A 25,299-nucleotide genomic window follows, 5' to 3' on the forward strand; every position below is an offset into this window, starting at 1 on the left:
TCAAAATACTTTCGCTGATCTGTTTGAACTCCATGGACACTTCGTGTCTGGGAATTCCGTCAGTCATGACGGTTGGATTCATGGCGAGTCACTTGGGAACGGCAAGCAGTACGAAAGGAAGATTGCATTCTAGCCACAATGCCCACTTGTATCCTTTTCGCATCAAATCAATTCGGTAGGATAAATTGTATTGCGCAGTCCTTGAATGGTAGTTGGCCGCTCTGACCAACAAATTTCCTGTGTCATACAACAAGTGTTGCCTCAGCCGCCAAGCCGCAAGATCGTACGGATAGCAACCTTTCGCCGCAACATGGACAGGAGCGATTCCATACTTCCGTAGCTCGTTAAGATAGTTGGAGTTGAACTGCATCGGGCCAATGTCGTAGGTGCCGTTCCTGTTTGCGACAACCATCCCGGGCCTGCCACCTTCTTTCTCGGCGATTGCCAGCATAATATTGGCGGGCACCTGGTATTTGATGGCAGCCGTAATCGAGCACATGATGCGTTCCTGCTGCAGGGGAGGGAGGTCGAGCATGCTGTTTCTCCTTTGTTCCGTTGGGGCGTGAGGAGCTATTCGGGCTTGCGGTCGCGGAATGCCGCCACCTCCGCAGTTGGATCTGTGGAAGCGCTATCTCCTGCGGAGATACTGCCGTCTTCCATCCCTGATGCGCAGGTATCCTGCACTCCAGCCTGATCTCGAGACTTGATGGCGGCAGCAATCTGGCCGCCGATGGTTTTGCCGACCCGGCCACCGGCCGCAGCAAGACCTTGCTTGACCTTTGTCTTGCCGACATCCCAGGCTCCCTGCGCCAGATTGCCTGCTGCACCTGCCGCAATCCTACCCGTTTTCGCCGCCAGTGCCGCTGCTGCGGCTGGGTTGCCCATGCCTGGCGCTGTTTTTGCTGCGCGTTGGCTTGCTTTGCCTTCGCTGCCAACGTTGGCTGGTCCGTTTGCACTTTGCTGATTGGCGGGCGAGGCGGGAGGCTGCGATTGCTGTGGTGCGCTGCCTGCTGGCTGTGTTTCTGCGCTACCACTTCCAGCGTCGGTACTGCTGCTTGCCGCCTGCGCAGTGTCGCCCATGGCTGCAGCGAGCGCACCGCTGCCGGTGCCTGGATCGGGTCCGGTTCCGCTGCCGCCTCCTCCGGCCGAGGCCATGAAGTCGCGGGTACCGCTTCCTGCGCTTTCTGCAGCATTTGCCTTGGAGACTGCTGCCATCAACGCCTGAACTCCGCCGGCGATGTTCGCCGTACCTGCGACAGCCGTGGCACCGGCGGTTGCTGCGGCCGTCGCGGCCATGGCGGCTGCACCCAGTGCCGTTCCTGCACCGAAGCCGCTGCCAAGCGCGCCGGTGCCACCGCCCATCGCCAGGCCGCCCACCAGCGACGGGACTTTGTTGACCAGGGCGAGCAGAATGATGGCCACGACCATGATAACGGCAAGTTCTTTCATCTTATAGGCGGCACTGATATTGGTGTAGAACTCATCCATGAACGACTTTCCGATGCCGACGAGTAGCACCATGGTGAAAAGCTGTGCTCCGATGCTAAGTACCGTTTTGTAATAGTTGATGGCCATGTCCGAGGTCCAGCGTGAACCACCAAAGCCGAGAAAGAAGATGCCTGCATACGCCAGTATCCAGCCGCTGATCAGGAGCAGTAGCATGTTCACGCCGATTAGCGCCAGAACAATCAGGGTAATCAGGCTGATAGCCACGCCAACTGCGCTGCTGAACGGCGACCAGACGGTCGACTTTGAAAGTACCATGGCAAAAATATCAAAGCCGATATCGACGATTCCGGACGGGGAAAGGATGGTACTGGAACCATTTGCGTTTGCTGCGATCACGCGCATTGAATCCATGATGGAGGTTGCAAAGGCAGGTCCATTGCGCAGCAGCCACCAGTAGAAGCCAGTGAAAATGGTGAAGCGGGCGAATTCGGCGAAGAACTCGCCAATATCTGCCTTGCGCAGGGCCATCATGCCGAATGTCCACACCATGCTGATGGTGGCCAGGGTCCAGAACAGGCGTGTGGCGTGGGTCGTGATTGTCGCCGACCAAGTGGCGGCAATCGCAGAGTAGCGTGCTAGGACGTTATCCAGCACCCCTGTACTGTCGATTTCGGCCCGTGCGGCGAGGGGAACGAGTACCAGGCATAGTATGAGAAGCGTCCGTAACAAGGCCGTGGGTGCGGGTGCTCTGGTGGCGCCGGCAGTTTTCATCATGCACCTCACCATCCACGTGGCGGACTGGGGCGGAAGCTGTAGCGCCGCACGCATAGGTCTTCGAACTGGTTACGGTCCTTCCGGTCCTTGATCTTCGCGATGGCTTCCGGTTCGCAGTTCTCTGCCGTCACGGGCGGCAGGGAATCCGCAGGATCACCAGGCGTGCAGGCCGCAAGCTGGACCAACACGGCGAACAGTGTGATTGATTGGCGCATGGCTGTCTCCCTACCAGCCGCGCGCGGGGCTGGGACGATAGGTGTTGCTCAGCACAACCTCGTCCGAGGCGCGCTGCATTGCCTCGCGGTCGGCCAGGCTCTGGTAGCGCGTGGCGATGACGTTTTGCTGGGAAATCAGCAGGCCGCGTATCTGCAGCAGCTGCGTGGCCTGCTGGCTGGCCAACTGGTTGGCGTAGCCGATGGCCTGCATCTGGCCGCTGGCGCCTTGCGCCGCAGCCTGCAGCTTCATCAGCTGGCGCGCGTCGGCTTCCATGGCGTCCTGCTGGCGGTCGAGTCCCCGGAAGAGGGCGTCGGTCGAGCGCTTCTGTGCATCCGAGCCCAGGCGCTGGGCGTCGCTCATCGCATTCCACTCGGCCTGCGTGCAGCCGCGCACCGAGAAGCACGGCGATCCGCGGTAGTCGCTGGCGCTGCGGTACTTGCGCAGGTAGGCGTCAATGCTGCCCAGGCTGCTCTTGTAGTAGCCGAGGGTATCGATTTCGCGCCGCAGCAGGTTCATCGTCTGGCTGGCCTGGTCCCAGATGAAGGCGGGCGGCGCGGCGGTATTTTGCAGCATGTTCTGGTATTGCTGCAGCTGGGTGCGGTACTGCTGGATCTGCTTGAGCGTATGCGCCACGTTTTCCAAGGCGCTTACGCTGTTCTGCGACAGATTGCTGGCATCGATGACCGGCAGCCCGGCACGTGCTGGCTGCATGGCAATGGGAATGCAGAGCACCATGCCTGCCATGATTTTAGCCGCTAAAGATTTGTCCATGATTGCTACTCCTTGCCATCAGTAGTCGAATGCCTTGTAGGGGCGGGAAAAGGTCAGGTCCTTGGTGACGATCACGTTGAAGCGGTAGCCGGGCCGGATCTCCAGCGTCGGCGCGATATTCATGTTCCGTGCGATCAGCTGGGCCGTCACCTGCCCAAGCTGCTGCCCCAGCGCCTCGCTCATGGCGCTGCTGGCGCTCTGGCGCGTGCCCAGGCTCAGTGTCTGCGGCTGGCTCATGGCGATGCCCGCCGTGATGCCTGACATCAGGAAGGCCGAGGAAAACAGGCGGAAGTAGTGGTTGTTGACCTGGTCGCGGAAGCCCGCATAGCCGGCGCTGTCCGCACCAGGCATGCTGCCGATGTCCATGGCCTTGCCATCGGGGAAGACTATGCGCTGCCACGCGACCAGCACGCGCGACTGGCCATAGGCGATGTCGCTGGAGTACTGGCCCACCAGGCGCGAACCCTGCGGGATCAGCCGCCATTTGCCCGTTGCGGTGTCGAATACGTCCTGGCTGACCTGGGCGACGATCTGGCCCGGCAGGTCGGAATTGACGCCGGAAATGAGCACGGCCGGGACGATGAAGCCGGCGCGCAGCTCATACGGCGAGCGGGGCGCTTCCGCACGGGAGTCGAGGCGCCAGCGGTCGCCTTGGCCCTGTACGTCGAACTGGCGGTAGTCCTTGCCGCCCGCCGCCGGTTCGGCTGGCGGCGCTGGCCGGGACGCTGTGTCTCCCAGGCTTGCGGCCTGCAGCTGCTGCAGCCGGGCCAGGTAGGCAGCTGCAGGATTGTCGCGGCCCTGCGCATCGGCCTGCTGCTGCAGCGCCGCCATTTGCGTCAGGGCTTCCTCTCTGCTGAGCGGCACGCCGCCAGGCGCGGAACCGGCGCTGCGCGGAGCAGCGGCCTGCACCGTAGTGCGCGAGCGGACCGCTTCGTCGAGCTGGCGCAGCTTGTCCATGCGGCTGCGCTCGCGTTCTTCCATGCCGCGCTGCTCTTCCAGCGGCAGCGCGCCGCCGGGCGGCCGCGGTGGTGCTTCGAGGTCGTCTGGGCGCGCCACGATGATGGCGCCGGGCGGGGGAATCTCTGGCAATGGCGGGGCCGCTGCCTTTGCTGGCGCGACGAAACCGTCCTTTTCGCTGCCCGCGATCTCGCTGGCGAACATGCTGGTGCTGCCTGCCTTGGCTTCCAGCTGGTCAGCCGGGCGGTTTTGCTGCGCCGAGCGGTCCCAGGCTACCAGGGCCATCACCAGCAGGAAGATGCCCATGGCGCCGCCTACCAGGTAGACGGGCAGGTTGTTGACCCTGCGCACGCCGGATGTCCTGCGGACGCTGCCGGGCGAGGCATCCGGCGACATGTCTTCATCGCCGCTCATGGCGCAGCCTCCCTGCGTACCCACGCGCTGGCCGGGCGCGCCGCGCCGCCTTGCAGCAGGTAGGCGCGCGTCAGCGATTCGCTTCCCGCATACAGGGTCAGGCGGACCAGGTCCGGCTCGGCAGCCATGTCCAGCACGTAGCGCAGCGCGGTGGCGCCGGCTGCCGGTGGCAGCGGCGGTACGGCGGGCGGCGTCTGGCTGCTGAATTCGCCGATGGCGTAGCCTTGCGACCGCAGCCGTTCCAGCAGTTCCCTGCCGAAGCCGTCCTGCGCTGCGTGCCGCAGCGCAAAGCGCGTGCGGGCAGGCGGATAGCTGGCGATGAGCCGCGCGGCGGCGTCGGCGGCGATGCCGTTTTCCTGCGCTGGCACCGGCGCGGCCAGCAGGTTGCCGTAGGCGGGCGCGTCAGCCATGCGGTTTGCGGCGCAGCCCGCAAGGCAGGCCAGCAGGAGGTGTGTAAAAATCAGGCGTCCAAGCATCAGGGCGTGCATGCTATTTCTCCCGCGTGATTGTGATCTTGTCCTGCGTGCGGCCGGCGCCGGCTATCAGGATGGCCTTGTCGAACACCGTGTCGACGATGTAGCGGTCGCCCTGCAGCCGGTAGTTCACCATGGCGGTTTCATCTTCGCTGAACAGGCCGCCTTCCCTGCGCACCACCAGCAGGGTGGGCGCTTCCGTCTGCGCCATCGCCTGTGGCATCTGGATGATGGTCTTGCTGCCGTTGTTGTACACGCGGACGGGCTTCCAGGGGGCGGACCCCGTCACGGCATAGGCGAAACTGAGGTCGCCCAGGTACTCGCCGGTCTGCGCGATGGTGCGTTCCTGCTTTTCCCTGGTATCGCGGGTCTTGATGGCGTCCCACTTGGCGGCTGCGTCTTCGGCATAGGTGAAGGCGATGCGCGGCATGAACTCGCTGCGGTGGGAGCGCAGGCGGAAGTGGTAGGTACGCCTGCTGGTGGTGACGATCAGCGAGGTTTCCAGCCCCACGTCGAGCGGCTTGATGATGAGGTACTGGACTTCGGCGGGGCCGCTGCCCGTGATGGCCGGTTCCACGGTCCAGCGCGCCGTGTCGCCGAGGTGGATGGAGTTGACCTGTTCACCCGCCTGCAGCTCGATATCGCATACCTGCAGCACGGCGCACACGATGCCGGGCTGCTGCGCACCAAACAGGAAGCGGATTGCGCCGTCTTCCCCCGGGACGGGCTGCATGCCCGTGCCGCTGCCGGTGCGCCAGCGCTGCGCGATGGCGATCGCGTCTTTTTCCTGCCTGGTGAGTACCAGGTCCTTGCCCGAGAAATAGCTGTCGGCGACGCTCTTGCCGTCTGGCGCGGCCTGGGCCGCAGCCTGGACGGCGGCGAGTGCCAGCATCAGCAGAAAGGGGATGGGTTGCATGGCTGGCCTCCTCAGAGCTGTTTTGCCCAAGAAAAATCGCGGACATAGATGCCCAGCGGGTTGTTGCGCAGCTGTTCTTCCGTGGTCTGGGGCGTGGCGGCCACGGTGTACACGGTGAGCAGCGCGCGCATGCGGAATGGCGGCGCCTTCAATACGCCCTGGCGGTCGCGCACCGTTTCCGTCCAGTCCACCTGCCAGGTATCGGCCGTTTGCGGCAGGGCGGAAATGATCTCGGTGCTGACGGTTTCCCTGGCGGCCCGCTTGAGCGGGCTGCTTTCATCGGTACCGTTCAGCCATTCGTTTGCCTTGGCCGTGGCCGGGTCATTGGCCGCCAGCATCGAATACAGGCGGTAGACGGCCTTGCGCTGCAGCGCGATGTCCGGCGTGACCAGGCGCGCGTCGCCCACGAAAGAGGCGACGGCGGCGCGCACCACGCGCTGGTCGGCTGCCGCTGCCTGCTGCGCCGGGGCCACTGCCACGGGCTGGCCCAGCTTGTCGACCTCGACCACATAGGGCACGAAACGGGACTGGCTGGCGACATGGACCATGCCGCCGACGGCAGCGAGGGCGACCAGCAGTGACAGCACGGCCAGCAGCTGCCAGGCCTGGCGCGAGGACGCGGCCTGGGCCGCGTGGTCGTTCCAGGTGCGGCGCGCGGAAAGGTAGGGATTTTCGCTTTCGCCGCTGCGCCGGCCGCCGTCAAGGAATCCGTCCTGTGCGGGCGCCTTGCGGCTTCCGGCTGTGCGCAGCGATCTGAATATGCGGGCAAGGTTCATGCTGCGCCTCCATAGTCGTCCAGGTTCAGGCCCCGGCTGGCCAGCCAAGCGCCGGTCCACGCAGCGCCGTGCCTGGCCTCCAGAGCCTTGACGGCCGCCACCGACTCCTTGTCCGTGGCGCCGACGAAGGCCATGGCCAGCGGCCCGAGCTCCAGGTCGTACAGGCGGCGTCCGTGCTCGGAGACATAGTAGTACTGGCGCTTCGGGATGGCCGTGGCGAGGATGTCGATCTGGCGCGCGTTCAGGCCCATGCGGCGGTACAGGGCCGCCGTGTCCTCGTCGCGCGCATACACGTTGGGCAGGAAGATCTTGGTGGCCGTCGATTCCACCATCACGTCGAGGATGCCCGAGCTGGCCGCGTCGGACAGGCTTTGCGTGGCCATCAGCACCAGGCAGTTGGCCTTGGCCAGCACTTTCAGCCAGACCCGTATGCGGGAGCGGAAGGCCGGATGGCCCAGCGCGAGCCAGGCTTCGTCGAGGATGATGGCTGCGGGCTGGCCCTGCAGGCTGCGCTCGATGCGGCGGAACAGGTACAGCAGGGTGGGGAGCGCATATTTTTCGCCCATGCCCATCAGTTCCTCGATTTCGAAGACAGTGAAGTCGGACAGCGACAGGCCATCTTCCTCGGCGTCGAGCAAGTGCCCCATGCTGCCATCGACCGTGTAGGGACGTATCGCCTGGCGCACGGCTTCATCCTGGATCGTCAGCGCGAATTCGGACATGGTCTTCGCGCCGCTGGCATGCATGCTCATGATGGCGTTGCCGATTTCGTTGCGCTGGGCGGGCGTGGTGTCGACATTGTTCAGGGCCAGGATGGTATCGATCCACTCCATGGCCCAGGCGCGGTCGCTGCGCGTGGCGAGGAACTGCAGCGGGCAGAAGGCGAGGCTGTCGCCGTCGCCCGCCACCGTATAGTGGCTGCCTCCCATGGCTTTGGCCAGCGGATACATGGACATGCCCTTGTCGAACACGTATACCGACATGCCCTGGTAGCGGCGCAGCTGCGTGGCGATCAGGCCTAGGTGCGCCGATTTCCCGCTGCGCGTGGGACCGAACATCAGCGCGTGGCCCAGGTCGCGCACATGCAGGTTCAGGCGGAATGGCGTGTCGCCGTGCGTCACGCAGTGCATCAGGGCGGGCGCCAGCGGCGGATACAGGGGACAGGGCGCCTTGTCCAGTCCTGTCCAGATGGTGCTCGTGGGGAGCAGGTCGGCCACGTTCATGGTGTTGATCAGCGGGCGCCGCACGTTTTCCACGCCGTGCCCGGGCAGGCTGCCCAGATAGGCGTCCATGGTATTGACAGATTCCACCCTCGCCGCGAAGCCGGTGCGGTTGATGGCTTTCTCGACCTGGCGCGCGGCTGCGTCGAGCTTGTCCCGGTCCTCGTCCATCAGGATTACCACGCTGGTGTAGTAGCCCTGCGCCACCAGGCCGCTGTTGACCTCTGCGATGGCCGCCTCCGCATCGGCTACCATCGACAGCGCATCCTGATCCACGGGGCCGGTGCTGGTGTTGAATACCTGGTCGAAGAAGCCGCGTATCTTCTGCCGCCACTTCTTGCGGAACTTGTCGAGGTGCCTGACTGATTCGTGGGCATCCATGAAGATGAAGCGCGAGGACCAGCGGTACTCGCATGCCAGCTCGCCCAGCGCGGTGAGGATGCCGGGCGTGGACTCCAGCGGGAAGCCCTCGATGGCGACCGCCTGGATGAACTTGCGGCCGATTCGGGGAACCACGCCACCGAACAGTTCCTGGCCACCGATGACGGCATCCAGGTACATGGGATTGCGGGGCAGGATGACCGGATGGTTGACGCCGGTGACGCAGAACTGCAGCCAGCGCAGCAGCGCGTCGTGGGTGGCGCTGCTGCCATCCTCGCCAGTGACCTGCGTGCCGCGCAGGCGCTCCAGCGCCACGGCCGATGACAGGCGCGACTCGATGCTGGCGCACTCGCGGCTGAAGAAATCGATCAAGCCCTGCGTGCGCGCCCTGTGCCCGGGCGTGGCAGCTTCATCGTCGAACATCAGTTCGACGAACCTGCTCTGTGCCAGCAGCGGCGGCAGATAGGTGGCGCTGAGGACGAAGTAGCCTTCATACATGGTGCCCATGCCTTCGAACAGGCGGCGGCGCTCTTCGTCGATGGCGGCGGACACCGGGTCAGGGAAGTGGGACAGGCCCGCAGGCGCATAGCCGGGCGCAGGCCGCCGCACCGCGTCGACGTGGATCATCCAGCCGCTGCCCAGCCCCGACAGGGCCTGGTTGATGCGGAAGGAGACCAGTTCGCGCTGTTCTTCCGTGCTGCTGGCGTTGTCCCCGCCGCGGTAGATCCAGGCCGCCATGAAGGCGCCGTTCTTGCCGACGATGACGCCATCGTCGACCATGGCGGCATAGTTGAGCAGGTCGGCCAGCCCGGCAGCGCGCGAGCGGTGCTTTTTCAGCCGCATGCTGGCGCCTGCCGCGCGGATGCGCGCGTACAGGATGGACAGCATCAGGCAGCCGCACGCCGCCATGGCGATGGAAATCGTCTCGGTCATTTGTACTGCCTCCCCTGGCTGCCCGTATTGACGCGGAATGGCGTGCTGCGCGCGGCATAGTAGCGCCGGTAGCGGCGGTGGCGCAGGTACACCTGGCGCAGCCGGGGATCGTGCGCCGCCATCAGGCGGCAGGCGAAGAGGGCACCCGTCCACAGCAGCAGCCCGACCACCGATGCCCGCAGTTCCTGCGCGCTGAAAATGAGCGCAAAGGCCAGGAGGCCGGAAAACATGACGAGTTCCCGGTCTCCGCCCATGAACAGGTTGTGCCGGTTGCCTGCCCGGCGGATGGGGATGGCGCGCAGTGCCATGGCTATGCCATCCGCGTGCCGGTGCAAAGAATGGCATGGCGGATGCCACCGCACAGCGCCTCGCCTGCCGCCGCGATTTCTGCGCCGCGCCCGAAGAAGGTGCTCATCACGTTTTGCGCACCCACCAGCAGCGCCATTACCAGCACGATGAAGATCAGGGTACGGAAGAAACCATTCAGGTCGCCGCCGAAAATGAGCACGCCGCCAGCGATGACGATGCCGATGATGGACAGCGCGAACGCCACGGGGCCGGTGACGGAATTGCGCAGGTTTTCCAGCCAGCTCTCATAGGGCAGCGAGCCGCCGGTACCGGCAGCGGCGTGGGCCTGGTGCGGCAAGGACAGGAACAGCAAGATAATGACGGCAGTGCACAGCCAGAACTGCGCCTTGGCGTGCATGTGGCCCGGCGGGCCAGGCGGGAATGTAGGCATCGGGAGCTCCTCAGGGTAGATGGGTGAGATAGCGGCCGTCCGCGTAGCCGGAAACCTCGAGGATTTCCTGCACGCGGCGGCCAGTGGGAGTACGGGCGATATGCACGACCATGTGGACCACCTCGCCGATCAGTGGCTCAATGTCGGCCGGGGCCGATGCGTTGCGGGTGATGAGGGACTTCAGGCGCACCAGGCCTGCCGCCGGATTGTTCGCGTGCAGGGTGGCGGCGCCGCCCTCATGGCCCGTATTCCAGGCGTCGAGCAGGTCCAGCGCCTCGGGGCCGCGTACCTCGCCGACCAGGATGCGGTCAGGACGCATGCGCAGGGCGGCCTTCAGCAGCGCCGTCATGGAGACGTCGAAGGAGGTGTGGTACTGCACGAAGTTCTCGGCGGCGCACTGGATTTCCCCCGTGTCTTCGATGATGAAGACGCGTTCGCCGGGATCGCAGGCCACCATTTCGTTGATGATGGCGTTGACCAGCGTGGTCTTGCCGGAGCCGGTGCCGCCCGTGACGAGGATGTTGCGGTGGCCGGCCACCGCCTGCCGCAGGACGTCGCACTGGTGCGCGGTCATGGTGCCGGCAGCGGCATACTCGTCCAGCGTGTAGATTGCCACGGCCTTCTTGCGGATGGCAAAGGTGGGCGAGGGGACGACGGGCGGCAGCTGGCCTGCAAAGCGAGAGCCATCGAGCGGCAGTTCGCCTTCCAGCAGGGGCTTGCCGCGCGTGACTTCCTTGCCATGGTAGCCCGCTACGGTCTTGACGATGGCCTCGGCCTGCGCCGCGCGCAGGGTGCCGATGCACTGCATCCGTTCGCCGAGCCGCTCCTGCCACAGCCTGCCATCGGCATTGAGCATGACCTCCACCGTGCGCGGATCGTTCAGCGCTGCCATCAGGAGGGGACCCATGTCGCGTTCCAGCTTGCGCCGGGCCCGGTCCTTCAGCGTGGAAAAGTCTTCGGTTTCAGCCATGATCGGTATACCCCTATTGCATTTATGCCATGCCGTATATGCAAAGGATATATCGTAAAAAATCGGCTGAATTAGACCTAGCGCAAACCCTATCGGCAAATTTCTTGATGAGTTCGGTGTTTAGTGCGCGTATTGCTTGACTATTTCACGCAGGATATGGATTTCCGGCGCATTTTGCGCCTTGGGCGCTAACTGGCGTCAGCCGTCTTCCGGTTTGGCGTCAGCGATATGCTTGCGGTTCGCATCATTCCACTGGCGCACCTGGAATGCCTGGTATTCCGTGAGCACAGCTGCCACGCGTACATAGCCGGGAGGCAGGCTGCTCGGCGCCTTGCCGCCGGCGAGCATGTCCAGCGATTCCTGGTCCAGGTCGGTAATTTCTAGCAGGGCAGGAAGCGCGACGCCGAGGGCCCTGGCGATCGACTCCATGATCTTGAGCGAGGGATTGGCCTTGCCGTTGGTCAGGTCGGACAGGAACGACACCGACATGCCCGCACGGTCGGACAGTTCGTTCTTGGAGATGCCCATTTCGTCGAGCACGCGCAGGACGTTGGTAAAGAAGATTTGGTTGTACATAGATACAAGACGTCAGGACGAGTATTCTTGGGTTAATCTATTAAAGCAACTTCCCCTAGCTCAATTTTCATTTCGGTGATCATTGCTCTATTGGCCGATACTTATCGGCCGAGTACGCTGCGCTGAAGAACTTATATGTCGCTTATGTAAACTCTTGAATGCTACCGCCTAAGAGAGCAAGAAGTACTTTCAAGCCGTAAGCGTTTAGTGACTGTGGGTATTAATCACTGGCCTACACGTCAGGTCGTGAGGGATTCATTTGCTTACTTGCTACTCACACAATGTTTTTCTATTTCCTTCTGGAATTGGTTAAGGAATCCTCGACTGATGCTGCGGCCTTGATCAATAGCTTTCGAAAAGCAAGTTTGTCTGCAGAGTAGTGTGCACGTCTGTGACAGTTAGGACATAGTGCAACTATGTTCTTGGGTTCGTCAATGCCATCGTCTGCCAGGCGATGAATGTGGTGAACTTCCAGAAATCCGAATCCTCCTTCGTCGAGAAATGGAGCGGGGGTGTTGCAACCTTCGCATATTCCATTGGCACGGAGCAGGCCATAGGTGCGGACGGCTTCACTACGAACCCTGTATTGTGCGATGGATATCCGCGATGGGGCTGGGCCTGACATAGCCTTGGAAGCAAATATATCTCTCAAGGAAAAGAAATCATCGAGGGTATTTTTATTTGAAAATCTTACTCGTGTCACTTCACTTTGCGTAGGAATGAGAAGAAACCGTAGCAGGCGGTCACCTTTTCTGGTCCCATCCTCTGGACTGATCATGTCATATCCACAAATGTTGTATTCCCCTTGGAACGAGAACATTTTGCGATGATTGCCGCGTGCGCGGACTTCCGCTGCATTTGGTTCCCTTGTTGTAAAAAGTAGAACGGAACGCGTTCCATCCAAGAGGCGTTTGTTGGCTGGGTTGGTTGGCAAATGATCTCCTGTGCTACCTTGGCCAAAGTACCACCATCCGCCATCTTGCAGCTCCTCATCCGCATAGCCAGCTTTTTTCCCATGGCGCCCCCCGGAGGTAACAATCAAGCAGCCTTGTTCTTTTGCCCCCCAAAGTACACCTGACATCATTTGCTTGCTGCCGACGAAGTTGAGCAGTTCTTCGCGTAAATATTCCTGTCCATGGTTGAATGGATGCATTTTTTATTCCAATGATTTATAGGACGGGTGAATTCCATCTTACCGCTTGGGTTATCTAGTTGCGCCTCGGACGATGTGCTGTGCTTGGCAACGGCCCCCCCGCTCGCAAACGCTTGGGTATTGCAATCCGATGTCGGACCTCTTCCAGCTTCATTCCCCGCTAGCGTACAAGTTTGGCCGCCTTGGCCCGTGACCTCGGCGTTTACGTCGTTGCGCTCAGGTTATCATTCCCTTTGACAGTTTATCAAATGGAAAGGTCAAAAAGTCGTATTCTACCCAAGTTAGGCTTCGCTATTTTGGTGGCGATCGGGAAAATTTTAGATCGCTAAATCCTAGTTTTCGTCCTGAGCGTGGAAAAATTCTAGTAATACGGCCAATTCACCAAAAAACCGACTGCAGCGAAGTCTGCACATGGAAACCCAGACTTTACTTTGACCTTTTCGGTAAAAAATGGGGTGGCGAAGTAATCAGTTTTCCCACGCTTCCAGATTTTCCTAAGTTAGGGCTTGATCTTCCTCTCTACGTATGGCGAGTTTGCCCGGAATTGGTGGTCTTGTGATTTTTTGATAGAATTCAAGATTCATGGAAAGTCATAATGGGGAATAAAGTTCCCAATTGAAAAGGACGGTATGATTCGCAATGCGTTACAATTTGGTTGTGGGTAATGAATGAGTTTCCTTAGGTGTGGTAATTTTTTTTGTGATGGTTTTTGTCTTCATATATCTTCAGTTTTATTGATTTTGGTAGGGTATATCGAGATGTGGATGTCCAGATAAGTATCGAGAGGCATCGCGTTTTTGATCTATGGCAACGGGTTGTGTGATTTTCGATTTCGCCAGAATATCTTTTTAATGAGAATCTTTTTAATGAGAAAAATGTACTTCTTGTAGCTGCGCAGGCATTTTTTTGATTGACTTGACTTGACTTGACTTGTTTTTCTATCGCGTTCACGTGCTTGATCTTACAAGAATCGGTGGCGCGCAAATCTCACAAGTACAAGGTCTCCGCCGGGAGCAGTTTGCCGGTTAGGGGGCGCTATGATCGCTGGCCTTGGAATTTCCCATGCTCCTATCAAAAGTGTGCGCAGCTGTTGGGAGCGATTTGCTGCACGCATAAATTATTATTGATAGTTACTAGCCCTTTGTTTGGTGTATGGTTGCTCCTAGGCTGCGGCCTTTTAATGTGTGCAATAGGCGTCTACGGATTAGCACTAGAAGCTACTTTGGCTATATGTACTTTTGGGTAGTTGGCGGCACACCTATCCTGGATCGAAATGGGTTTTCTGGGGCACTTGAGGAAGCGTAATGATTGGATCCGATAGCAGGGAAGCCAGCCAACAGGGCGACCAGTTCAGCCTCTGGAATTTTAAATTGCTTGAAGCATATTTTTCACCAGCATCAAAGGGAGATGCTGCCTGGCTACAGGTCGACCCTACTGAACTCGATTCGCTGGGTCCCGAACTTGGTGGCGACGAGGGTTTTCTCAAGGCTGTACGATTTGGCCCCTCCTGGGGTACGCTCCGTCGCAACGGCTATTTTGCACGGGGAGCGACGAATGACTTGGCTGCACGTCTACTAGGATTGGTCGATCAACGTCGTCAACGTCTTTATAGGCCTAGGGGTTACCTTGATCCGGGAAATTACTTCACGACATATATGGGTCATGATGCACCGACCTACTTGCCATTCCTTGCCGCGCTTGTTCGGTCCGCCTCGATTGCCGAACATGGATTCTATGCCCACCTTCAAGACGCACTGCAACTGGGGCCCAATTGGGGAAGCCAGCAGATGGAAGCAATGGAGCGCGCTTGGTTCGACCTGCAGCAGTGGACGATCGATACAGGTGGCCAGTTTGGACGGTTTAAATTTCGTATCCTCGGCGGGTATAGCCACATTGGTGTGCCGCGTGCTCAAAGTGTAATGTCCCGGCGAGATAGTGAAATGATTCCTCGGATATTTGCACAAGCTGGTGCCAGGCCTGGACAAGAATTGAGTTGCCTGCTAGCAGAGGACGTGAAGACAATGGCCGCCGGCTCTCCTTTCTTGAGCGTTGCCTTCAAGTCGGCGTTGGGGAAACCTGATTTTAAAGAGCCGATCGATGCACGTCTTGCTGCGTTGTTCGAAGAGTGGGACGGGAAAGTTCCATTGCTAAAGGAAGTGCATCATGGGGCGGTTGATGTAGCAGCTGCCGACGGTGGTCGTGGCGATGTCGAACTTTGCCTTAGCTTACAAGAAGGGGATCAATTCCCTTGGGTCACGCATTGGCGCGTGCCGCCAATTCATGATAGTGGTCAGGCGATTCTCCGATGGAAGGGCGTGGAATGGGCTTCCCCTGCGAGGGGCACCGAGCATGGGAGCACGGTTGGCGATTCTGGGCCTGGGATCCAGTCGGCGGCGTTGGAGATCCTGGAACTTTCTGCGCATGAAAGTGCCGAGTTCGATGCGACAATTGGGGAAGGGCATGGTGCGGAGGCCAAGCTCGGCAAGATGTACCTTCGCAAGGCGATCTTGCGCGTGTTCACTTGGGGCTACGATGAATACGCTTCAAGATACGAGTTGCAAGAGCATACATTGCCACGAAATGGTCTGGCTTACTTGTTGAGCGTTGCCAGCAATGTGAAACAACTCGAAAGCTGGCTTGAACGCGAGCATATTGACCACGAGGTTCTGGATGCATCGGGCCTGCCCAGTGGCTGGATGCTCGTGTGCTTGCCTGAATGTAGCACGCTGACCGATGGGCAGCGTGATGAGTTGCCAGACGGCGAAAGTGAGCGGGGCCAGCATCGCGCTGTGCGATTGATCGGTGGCCGCTCCGTTAGACGGGCAGGAATTCGACAATACATGGCGTATGACCTACCTGTCATCGAGCTCGATGCTCCACATAATACCGTCCTCGAGGCGGTGGGGCTCGAACTATCAGAAGAGCAATGGGCCTTGGACGCTGTCCATCAAACTTCGATCCGTCGTTTCCATCCATTTCCGAAGGCCAATGGTCCGAGATCGTTTAGCATTGTTGCTAGCCTGTGCGGGAAGCAACTTGGAAGTGTCACGTTGAGGGTGGCTGCCGATAGTGGCGAGCAAGTCGAGATTGGCAATGTATTTAGCCTAGATCCGCAGGGCAATCCACGGCGCGATAAACTTGGCCTGTTTGGCACTCTTTTTTGTGCGGAAGAGGTCCTGGCGTCAGCGACCTGGTCAAGGCTTGAAATTTCTTCGCGAGACTTGGGGCCGCCTTTGGAAATCAAGGATATCTCCAAGGTAAGATTGTGTGCAGCTGCGCAATTCCTCGATACCCTTGCCCAATGCGAGTCAATGGCTTATGGCACTGCGCGTGACCAGCTTGCACGCTTGATAGCGAGAGATCGCAATCACCTATCCCCTGCCATCGTGCTACTCGACTTGCGTAGTCGTGGGCATTTGGAAATCGAGACCAATGCGAAAGGGCACATGACCAGAATCCATGCTGTTGCGCCCACTCTTTACGAAATTGCAGCCCATTCAAGCGGGCGAATGATCTTCGGCGTTATGGGGTCCCTGCGGTCCCAGCACTGGCAATCGCTATCTGCGTTGGGTGGTGATTCTGCCATATATTGTTCGGAGGGGAACCTAGGATTCCTGAGGGCATGGCGCGTTTCTACAAGCGACCTCGATGAGCTATTGGGGCGGGCCCGTTCCATTGGCTTTGCACTTCGCTGCAATCCTGCGCGGGAGATAGCAGGTTGGGCGTCGACCTGCGACGACGTCCGAGAACGAATAGAGCAAGTGGCAGGCGAAAGCCTTGGGGCAAGCGCGCGTGGCATTGAGAAATTGAATGCCCAGAGTGGCTGGTTCTTTGGTGCTGGTGAGCATCCCTTTGTAGAGTCCGGCCCTGCATGCCAGTTTTTTCGCTTGGAAGATCTTGACGTGGCCGGGCTTCGCGTCTATTCGCTAGGTATCAGGCGAGAGGGCCGGGTGGGCTATGGCTTCATCCGTGATTCGCGCTGGGGCGTATGGATTGCGCTGAGGGCTTATGCCGAGTTCGTGAAGGAAACGTACGGGCACTGCGATGCCTCTCCATGGCCCATACACTACTTGCCAGTCGACGGAACCATTTTGTTGCCGGCCCGGGTGAGCTTGCCGGTCGTGCTGGAACGGGCACTTATTTTATGCAGTGGCACCGGCCCAATGGCCACGGAAATGGTCGCCACTTTAGATCAAAGATTTTCCCACATCGTTATCGAGAGGGCGATCGATGAACTACCCATCGCCAACGTAAGCTGGGTATATGAGGGCATGGCCAATGGCAAGTGGCTCGCGTATAAGTACGTGCCGGAAGACATTGCGAGGCTTGTTGCCAGTAAGCTAGGTGGAGTAATCGTGAATTCTTGACTCGTTCGGTGGAGGCATGGTGGGAATACCTAGCCAAGCCAGGAATTGGCTGGTTGTATGCGGAGCAATAAAAATTACGGAGATAGAATTGAAGGATCCGATAGGCGCGTTCCAGCGCATTCAAAGTAGTACAAAGCGATATATTACGTCCGCATTCGGGACCGACTCGACTACGTTCGAGGAAGACCGAAAGGTGCTCCTCGACACGGCAGGGGTCCTATTTCAAGAGCCATATGTGGAGCCGATCCCTGCATATGAAAGCGGCAAGGCATTGGAAGACCTTGCCGCGGCCGACTTACCTGGCTTGTCAACCAAGGCGATAGAGGCTTTCAAGCGAATTGTTGGAGCCGGCTTGTTCAGCGGCGGGCATCCCCTCTACTTACATCAACAGCGCATGCTAAAGGAATCACTTGGTGGGAAGCATTGCGTCGTCGTGACGGGTACGGGCTCTGGTAAGACCGAGTCTTTCTTGTTGCCGGTAATCGCGTCCATCATCCGCGAGGCCGAGGCCGAGGCAAAGGGCACGGGCTGGGCGACCGCATTACCTATAAGTGGTCGTGCTTGGACAAGGGCCAAGCCTCCAGAGTGGAATGAGTTCCATCGAATCCTTCGCGGCGAGACGCGTCCTGCGGCTATTCGTTCGCTTGTCCTGTATCCGATGAATGCGCTGGTCGAGGACCAGCTGTCGCGATTGCGCAATGCACTTGATTCCAACGAGGCCCATGCTGCGATGGATGAAGTGCTAGGAGAAAATCGAATCCGCTTTGGTCGCTATAATGGATCCACGTCGGTGGCAGGTCATCCATTTAAGGGTGATGGAGCGGACAATAAAAGTACCCGTGCCAAGTTAAGGGTGGCGTTGGTCGATGCAATTGGCGAGTCCGACGGGATCCGGAAAAAGATCCTGCAATTGAATGAGGCTTTGCATGCAGCCGTGGCTTCTGGCGAGGCGAACCTTATCCGTGACGTGAAGAAGTCCCTCGATGCGGCGACAGAGGAGGCAAGTTTCATACCTCGCTTGGAGCCAGGTGCAGCAGAGATGTTCCATCGCTGGGAGATGCAAGCAGCCCCGCCAGACTTGTTGATTACCAATGTCAGCATGCTATCCATAATGCTTATGCGACACAAGGATAGGGACATCCCAGATGACCGCGCGGACTCCCAGATGTTCGACTTAACTCGCGACTGGTTAGCGGGGGGTAAGGACAGGATATTCCAGTTAGTCGTCGATGAGTTGCACCTCTATCGCGGAGCATCAGGTACGGAAGTGGGATACTTGATCCGGCTACTACTGGACCGATTGGGCTTGCAACCTGATAGCCCGCAGCTCCGGATACTTGCATCAAGTGCGTCGTTAGACCAGGGAAAGGAGAGTACCTTTGAATTCCTTGGTGGATTTTTTGGGATGGACAAGGTTGCTGCCAGTCAGAAGTTCCATGTGGAGGCCGGGGCGTTGCTTCACCAGTCGCAGGAAGTTCTTCCCGGGATGGATGAAGGAGTGGCGCTGGCGTGTCTTGAATTTGGCAGGCAGCTAACAGTTGGCACAATCGCTGCGGATACATCGCAATTGGTCGAAATGCTACGCGACCAGCATGACACAAGTGCCAAGGTCATCGCGGCATTCCGCGTTGGAGGCGTTCAGGCACGGGCCCTCGAGTTCATTGCCGGTCAATGGTTTCCAACGCTTGCTGATAGCCGTGACAGGGAAAAGGCGGCAAGGGGACTCTTCGCCGCCCTTGGCTCGGAACATGCCATTCCTCTGAAGCTTCCACGACTGAGATTCCATTGGATGGCCAAGAATATCGAGGGGCTTTGGGCTACGGTGGCCTTGCACCCGGCCGACGCACGTCGACGCGTCGGCCAGTTGATGCCGGAGGCGGCACTATCCCTCGGTCAACGCCGGCTATTGGAAGTACTATATTGCGAGTGTTGTGGCACACAGTTCTTATGTGGCAACAAGATTCCGCTCACGCTTGACCAACTGAATGGTAGTGGCAAGGTTGCTCGCTTCCCTGGATGTGATACGGCCAGCGCCATAGCCTATGAACTCACTGCACTGCCCACTGCTATCGACGGGCTCCCCGAGGCGAATTCCAGTCGACGAACCGACGTGCAGCCCTATAGGAACTTGGGTGTTGTCTGGCTCGTGCCTGAAGGATGGGTAATGGGAGATCCCGGGGAATTTACATGGGAGCAAGGAACTGAGGAGCGAGATGAGCGAGGGCAGCGCCTCGGCGCGGCGCAAGCAAGGTGGCAGCGTGCGTCGATTAATCCAAATACTGGAATCGTGAAACTCGAGACGCGTGCGAGAGGTGCCGATCTCAACTGCTTGTGGTTCGAGGCCGCGGATTCCGCGTCCGGATGCGAATTACCTGCGATGCCACAACGGTGCCCATCGTGCCTGATCGACTACTCTGAAAGATACGGTCGTAGTTCCCCTGTTCGCTCATTCGTCACAGGCCTTGGCGTGATGTCGCACTTGTTGGCAAAGCACCTGATGAGCATCTTGCCCGGGGGGAGGGAGAGGCGCCTCGTCGCATTCTCGGATAGCAGGGAAGCCGCCGCGACCCTTGCCATGGGGGTCGAGATACAGCAATGGGATCACCTCTTGAGGGTTTCCCTGCAAAAGGAAATGCGCTGGAGGGCATCCACTGGTGTCGAAGTTATCAAGAGGGAACTATTATTCGCCATCGAATCCGGCGAAGAGGAGTTGGTGAATGCGTTGCTTGATCGTGCCCAAGCGCAATTGGCGGAAAATGAATACGAAGAAGTGAGCCGGTTCGCAAACATGGTCGAGGGAGCACGCAAGCGTCCCGAACGCGTGACGGCCGATGCAAAGGCGGCGATGGAACTGGCACGTGTCCACCAATCTGGCTATGTGCGAGTTGACGACCTATTGCTCACACCGGACCCAACCCTCAGCGCCGAATTAACGCCGGTATGGCGCGACATGCTCTTCCATGGGGTCAATCCAGGAGGCGCCTCGATAGAACAACGCAAGCTTCGCTCTGAAGGTAGTACGCTCGATTGGACTTCCGTCTTCGATTGCAACGAGGATGGGTTGCTGCCACGTATAAAGGATCGATCTGCCGCAGTCCTGGCCAGCGTAGCGCACCTTGGACTTGGCTTGCGGATTTCCGCTTGGCGGTCATTGACCGGGCGCCTTCTGTATGATCTGGAGTCACAAGGAGTAGGGTACTTGAGTTTCCCACCTGGCATGGCGCTATCCCCCCCTGGCGGAATGCCTGCAGAGGCATTCAGGCAGGCATGCGAATCAGTGGTACGCATCCTTGCTCAGGAACGGCGGACCGAGCCTAGCCAGCGGGACCGGCCACAAGATGGCTTCGATGACGCGCAGCCGACGCAGCGGGCACGCAGCATTGCCGGCAAGCGCGTCTTTCGCTACCTGAAGGCCGTGGCGCTCAATGGCAGGGTGGATGTCCTAGCACTCCAAGATGCCATTTGCAATGCCTTCAAGGCGGCAGGTCACGTCGGGCAGGATGGCCGATGGGGTGTGGTACGCATGGATAAGCTTTGGGTAAAGGTCGTCGATGCACACGCCTTGCCGTGGACATGCGGACGCTGCAACCAAATACAGTGGCACGCTTCGGCGTGTGTGTGTTCTCGTTGCCATGCGCTACTTCCCGACGTCCCCGACACGCGTCGCACAGCAGCAGATATTACATCGAGCCATTACTACGCGCGCGCTGCGTTGGACCCTAGCGAGACGTTCCGAATTCATTCCGAGGAGCTGACCGGCCAGACCATCAATCAGGCGCAGCGACAACGCCATTTCCGCGACATCTTCTTCGAGGACGAGGAAATGACTGACATTGGTAAGCGCCGGACATTGAAGAACGTTGACGCGATTGACCTGCTTTCTGTAACCACGACGATGGAGGTCGGGGTGAATATTGGGTCGCTGCAGTCCGTGATGCAGGCAAACATGCCCCCCGAACGATTCAACTACCAGCAGCGCGCCGGTCGTGCTGGGCGAAAGGGGCAACCGTTTTCTGCTGCGTTGACCTTTTGCCGAGGCCAGACCCATGATCGCATTCACTTCGAGCATCCCGAGGAAATGACGGGCGGGCTACCACCGCAACCGGCGGTGGCGACTGGCGACGAGCAACGGATCCTGGCAGAACGCCTGGTGGCGAAGGAGACATTGCGCCGTGCATTCCAGTCAATGGGTGTCAGTTGGACGGATACCGAGGGTCACGATGTCCATGGCGAGCTAGGCATGGTTGCTGGAGCACAAGGTAGGATGCCAGCACTCGCCGAGTGGCTGTCGCAGAACGTGCCGGCGATTCAGGAAGTCGCCGCTACGGTTGCAGCGGGCACGCAAGTGAATGCGGGCGCACTTATCTTGGCTGCCGGATCCCTACCGGGGCGGATCGAGGCAGCGCTGCTATCTGGAAGCTTCGTGGAGCCGACCTTGGCGTTTCGCCTAGCGGAAGCAGGGATCTTGCCAATGTATGGCATGCCGACGAGCGTGCGTAGCCTTTACTTCTCCCTTCCTCGCAAGCAAGGAGAGGACGCCAAGACCCTGGACCGCCCGTTCGACCAAGCCGTTGCGGAATTCGTACCTGGTTCGGAGCGAACTTGGGACAAGCGCCAAATAACGCCAGTGGGGATCTGTGGAGAGATCGCATATGCGTACGGGGCGAACCCCGGATGGAGGGCCACAAAGTCAGCGGTTGGCGCAGCATACGCACAGTTATTTTGCCCGGATTGCCGTTCGTTACAAGTTTCTCCCGCAGACGCCAATACATTAGAGGTGGCTGTACCAGTGAATTGGTGGAAGCGGGAGTACTTGCGCGAATCAAGGGCTGTCGCAAGTTGTCCCGTATGTCTCGGGACGTCGGCCAGGCCGTTCATGGCCATTGCACCCAGAGCCTTTGTTTCCGACCTTGACATAGGAAAGAGCGCGAAGCGTTGGGATGGCAAGCAAGGGCGTCCGGGCTTTCCAGTCGTGGCATCGCCTGCCATGGCGGACGATACACTTTATCTACATAGGCTGAATGCCAACGTGGCACTGGGTCGGCAAGCTCAGGTATTCCGCACGAACACGAACAACATGAAGTTGTTTGGTTTTACAGGCACGTCGCGGATCGAATGCGAAGGAGATGGGTTGGGACTTTCCGGCGCCCCGTCCTCTATCTGGATGCATGCCAAGGATGCGCCCGAGCGCCTTGTAGCGATCACCTCTGCGAAGACGACGGATGTCTTGGCGGTGAAGGTCATCGATGGCGATGGACTTGAGTTCTTTGACTCTCCTGGCGAAATGGCGTGTAGGCGCGCGGCATGGTACTCGGCGGCGACCATCCTGCAGCGTGGCATCGCGCTCGAGCTTGACATCGACTCGGTTGATGTAGAGATTGCATCTGTTCACCGGCTAAGTGCGGGCGGGGGGGGCGACTCAGGCAAGGGCGCGGAGCTATACCTGGCAGATGCCCACCCCAACGGCGCCGGGCTTGTTGAGTGGGCGAACGACAATTGGGAGGACCTGCTGGAGGGATGCGTCTTTGGCTCCGGGCCAGCTTCACGCATGGGCAAGGCCATTCTATTGGCGCGGGAACGAAGTGTTCATGAGCCTTGGCGAGGCCCGGAAGCGCTACTGCGTGGGTTTCGGAATAGCCATGTTCACGGATTGCTAGATTGGCAGCTAGGATTGGAGATGCTGGCGGTATTGCTTGACGGGAACTACCGTCCAGGGCTCGACAGAGTGCTCCGCAATCGGGCTGGCGAGTTAATAGTCATGCCCGATTGGCATGAGATGGCCGACGCGCTCGCGGTGCGATACCTAGCATCATTTCCGGACATCACCGCTCCATTACCGCCGGGCGCGCCGCTGCCGGGTTGGCTCGACAAGGACCGCGAGGGCGTGGCTACCCTAGTGGTGCATCCGCTAAGTGCCGGCTACGAAGGCAAGAAGAATGCAGTCGGGCCTGCCATGACATGGGGTGCCGAAAATGGCATCAGGACGTTGCGGTTGGTTGATTCGTTCAACCTTAGCCGCAGGCTGGCTTGGGTTAGGGCGAATATCGATAAGTTTCCCGTCGCTGCAGTCGCTGCCGGCGATTGTGCGCAGGACGAGAATGATCTCGTTGCACTTGAACCTGGCACGGAATTTCCATATAAAGATAGGAAATTCTTGAGGGTCGTTGAGAGCAGTGCTTGGACGACAGGGGTGGGCGAGTGGCTTGGCCGAACTAGCAGCGGGCGCCTGTTGCTGGTTCGGATCCGGCGACTGCCAGGATCGAGAGGACCGCTAGTACAGGAAATAGGTGCTGGATTGATCAACGAGGAAGCGGCAATGTCACTCACGGTGATTGCAAAGTCCTTGCCGCAACGATGAAAGGAACCTAGCGATGGCGCGAGTCCTGGGCCCGATTCCGACTGACAAGTGGGAGAGGGAAGTATTGAACCAGTTGAAGCTGCAACTTCCGGCCGACTGGGTGGTAGTCTCCAACGTGACGTGGGCCGCAAGGGGGGATAATGGCTACGTGAGCGATGGCCAGTCTGACTTTGTTGTTCTCGTCCCTGGATCGGGCATGGTCATCGTCGAAGTAAAGGGATCAAGGGAAATCTGGATCGACGACGATGGGAGGTGGTATCGGTCCGAAGCAGGTGGCGGGAAGGCATTGCTCTCGACGTCTCCTCCGGAGCAGGCCATGGGCAACATGCACCAATTGGCAAAGATCGTCCAGCAGAAGGGCGGGTGGCTGAAATTCCCGGGTCGCTACTCGTGGTTGGTTGCTTATCCCAATGGCATTGCGAACCAGGTCCCGGCCTTGTTCGATCCGTCGAGCCTAGTCACGTCGAGGAACATGAACGGACTGCTAGGTAGCATACGAAATTCGTTGGAGCAACGTGGCTTCGAGGGGCGGGCCGACAAGTTTACCGATGACGTGGTCGATAAGATAGCCATGATCCTGACTAGCCGGCCTTTTTCGATCACCAAGGCAGATTCCCAGATCGATGTCAATGACGATATCGATGACATTGACAACCTTACCCGGCAGCAGTTTGCTGCACTAAGGGGGATATTCGAGCACCCACGCGTGGCAGTGACCGGCCCTGCTGGTTCTGGCAAGACTTTGTTGGCGATCTGGCGCCTGCAGGCCATGATCGAAGCTGGCAAGCGAGCCCTCTATGTATGCTTCAACACGAAGCTGGCGGAGATACTCAGGAGGCGCCATCCGGAGCATTCTGGCTCAATTGCCAGCATCGATAAATTCTTTTCGGCGATGTGCCCGGACCAACGTCCTGGCGCGGATGTTTCGACTTTCTTCAAGGAGACGTTGCCCGCAGAAGCGTTGAATGTGGCTGCCGGTTATCCCGAAACGGCAAAGTATGATGCAATCATCGTGGATGAAGGGCAGGATTTCTCTGAATTCCAACTGTATGCGCTAGACGAGCTACTGCGCCGCGGTGACAGCGAGTGGATTATCTTTAGCGATCGCCGGCAAGACTTGTTCCAAGTGCATTCAGGCGAGACGTTTGGAGCGGAAGTGGTGTTCAATCTCTATCATAATTGCAGGAACACGAAGCATGTCAACGATGCTACCAACTCCTATCTGGGTGGCCAATGGATCGATTCGATGCCCGGCATGCCAACCGGCGAGCCGCCGACGGTACTCCAATGTACAACTAAGGATGTCATGGCGGTGAAGGCATGGGAGTTGGCCAGGCAATGGAGTGGCGATCGTGGTGTGGTCATCCTTTCCCCCTATACGTTGGCCAATTCGTCCATGGCAAATTCGAGGAAGGGCCATGGTTTGGTATTGTCCGAGAATCTGGCGGATTTTGGAAAGAGCGGGATTGCGTATTTCTCGACGATTAGGAGCTTCAAGGGCATCGAGGCGCCGGCAGTCATCCTGATTGACGCAGACATGCCTTCCGACGATGAAAAAAACGCATTCCGATACGAAGACCTTTATGTAGCATGTACACGCCCGACCACGCGCTTGGCCATTCTTTCGCGAAACCCCATGGCAATCCAGTGGTTCCTTGGAAGGAGTTGTAGGTAACCTGAAGGCAGCTGGCAATTCGCGCGTCGTCTCCTGATCGCTCGTCCTTGGCTTGCTCCCTCGTCTTGAGCTACGCTATTCGAGATACCTGAGACTCATTGACAGACGATGGGAGCCGAATGGATGCCTCCCTTGCATGTCTTAATACAAGATAGCTTGGCCAATCATGCCCGGTCCCGGT

Annotated in this window: 17 protein-coding genes; 3 read left to right on the plus strand and 14 right to left on the minus strand. The window is 59.1% G+C overall.

The genetic code is table 11. The features are described from left to right. Nucleotides 1-88 precede the first annotated feature (88 nt). The 14 genes from CLU94_RS25280 to CLU94_RS25345 form a co-directional block, all read right to left on the minus strand. A complete protein-coding gene (locus CLU94_RS25280; RefSeq protein ID WP_099667669.1) occupies nucleotides 89-535 on the minus strand; it encodes a conjugal transfer protein TrbN in 447 nt (148 codons plus the stop codon). A 35-nt stretch (nucleotides 536-570) separates the two neighbouring features. Next, complete coding sequence (trbL, locus tag CLU94_RS25285; RefSeq protein WP_257218994.1) at nucleotides 571-2,223, minus strand: P-type conjugative transfer protein TrbL; 1,653 nt, start codon at nucleotides 2,221-2,223, stop codon at nucleotides 571-573. A gap of 5 nt (nucleotides 2,224-2,228) precedes the next feature. Continuing rightward, nucleotides 2,229-2,438: an entry exclusion lipoprotein TrbK gene (gene trbK / locus CLU94_RS25290; RefSeq protein WP_099667670.1), complete on the minus strand. Its 210-nt coding sequence runs from the start codon at nucleotides 2,436-2,438 to the stop codon at nucleotides 2,229-2,231. Nucleotides 2,439-2,448: 10 nt separating this feature from the next. Then, nucleotides 2,449-3,210, minus strand: coding sequence for a P-type conjugative transfer protein TrbJ (gene trbJ / locus CLU94_RS25295; RefSeq protein WP_092800417.1), 762 nt, complete (start codon nucleotides 3,208-3,210; stop codon nucleotides 2,449-2,451). Nucleotides 3,211-3,228: 18 nt separating this feature from the next. Then, a complete protein-coding gene (locus CLU94_RS25300) occupies nucleotides 3,229-4,581 on the minus strand; it encodes a TrbI/VirB10 family protein (protein ID WP_099667671.1) in 1,353 nt (450 codons plus the stop codon). Next, nucleotides 4,578-4,991, minus strand: a complete 414-nt coding sequence (locus tag CLU94_RS25305) for a conjugal transfer protein TrbH (protein WP_180278768.1) — start codon at nucleotides 4,989-4,991, stop codon at nucleotides 4,578-4,580. Before CLU94_RS25305 ends, CLU94_RS25300 begins: the two co-directional genes overlap by 4 nt. Nucleotides 4,992-5,070: 79 nt before the next feature. Then, complete coding sequence (trbG, locus tag CLU94_RS25310; protein ID WP_180278769.1) at nucleotides 5,071-5,970, minus strand: P-type conjugative transfer protein TrbG; 900 nt, start codon at nucleotides 5,968-5,970, stop codon at nucleotides 5,071-5,073. Between the two features lie 11 nt (nucleotides 5,971-5,981). Then, entirely contained in the window at nucleotides 5,982-6,746 is a 765-nt protein-coding gene (locus CLU94_RS25315; protein WP_099667673.1) for a VirB8/TrbF family protein, read from the minus strand. Continuing rightward, nucleotides 6,743-9,280 (minus strand): VirB4 family type IV secretion/conjugal transfer ATPase, encoded by a 2,538-nt coding sequence (locus CLU94_RS25320; protein ID WP_099667674.1) that lies wholly within the window; start codon nucleotides 9,278-9,280, stop codon nucleotides 6,743-6,745. The genes CLU94_RS25315 and CLU94_RS25320 overlap by 4 nt, the downstream gene beginning before the upstream one ends. Beyond that, complete coding sequence (locus tag CLU94_RS25325; RefSeq protein WP_092605191.1) at nucleotides 9,277-9,588, minus strand: conjugal transfer protein TrbD; 312 nt, start codon at nucleotides 9,586-9,588, stop codon at nucleotides 9,277-9,279. The genes CLU94_RS25320 and CLU94_RS25325 overlap by 4 nt, the downstream gene beginning before the upstream one ends. 2 nt (nucleotides 9,589-9,590) lie before the next feature. Beyond that, the gene (gene trbC / locus CLU94_RS25330) at nucleotides 9,591-9,986 is read right to left on the minus strand and encodes a conjugal transfer system pilin TrbC (RefSeq protein ID WP_099667675.1); all 396 of its coding nucleotides are present in this window, start codon (nucleotides 9,984-9,986) and stop codon (nucleotides 9,591-9,593) included. A gap of 43 nt (nucleotides 9,987-10,029) precedes the next feature. Then, nucleotides 10,030-10,989, minus strand: a complete 960-nt coding sequence (gene trbB / locus CLU94_RS25335; RefSeq protein WP_099667676.1) for a P-type conjugative transfer ATPase TrbB — start codon at nucleotides 10,987-10,989, stop codon at nucleotides 10,030-10,032. Between the two features lie 198 nt (nucleotides 10,990-11,187). Continuing rightward, nucleotides 11,188-11,565 carry a transcriptional regulator gene (locus CLU94_RS25340; RefSeq protein WP_099667677.1) on the minus strand — a complete coding sequence of 126 codons (378 nt, stop codon included), beginning with the start codon at nucleotides 11,563-11,565 and terminating at the stop codon, nucleotides 11,188-11,190. A 289-nt stretch (nucleotides 11,566-11,854) separates the two neighbouring features. Then, entirely contained in the window at nucleotides 11,855-12,718 is an 864-nt protein-coding gene (locus CLU94_RS25345; RefSeq protein WP_099667678.1) for an HNH endonuclease, read from the minus strand. A 1,304-nt stretch (nucleotides 12,719-14,022) separates the two neighbouring features. Between CLU94_RS25345 and CLU94_RS25350 the strand changes: the two genes are divergently transcribed. The 3 genes from CLU94_RS25350 (at nucleotide 14,023) to CLU94_RS25360 (ending at nucleotide 25,118) form a co-directional block, all read left to right on the plus strand. Then, on the plus strand, nucleotides 14,023-17,085 hold the full coding sequence (locus CLU94_RS25350; protein ID WP_143451539.1) for a hypothetical protein: 3,063 nt from the start codon (nucleotides 14,023-14,025) through the stop codon (nucleotides 17,083-17,085). A gap of 235 nt (nucleotides 17,086-17,320) precedes the next feature. Beyond that, a complete protein-coding gene (locus CLU94_RS25355) occupies nucleotides 17,321-23,443 on the plus strand; it encodes a DEAD/DEAH box helicase (protein ID WP_180278770.1) in 6,123 nt (2,040 codons plus the stop codon). 13 nt (nucleotides 23,444-23,456) lie between these two features. Further along, nucleotides 23,457-25,118 carry a nuclease-related domain-containing DEAD/DEAH box helicase gene (locus tag CLU94_RS25360; RefSeq protein ID WP_099667681.1) on the plus strand — a complete coding sequence of 554 codons (1,662 nt, stop codon included), beginning with the start codon at nucleotides 23,457-23,459 and terminating at the stop codon, nucleotides 25,116-25,118. Nucleotides 25,119-25,299: the final 181 nt, after the last annotated feature.

It is taken from the genome of Janthinobacterium sp. 13 (genome assembly GCF_002749695.1).
GTDB classification, from domain to species: domain Bacteria; phylum Pseudomonadota; class Gammaproteobacteria; order Burkholderiales; family Burkholderiaceae_D; genus Janthinobacterium; species Janthinobacterium kumbetense.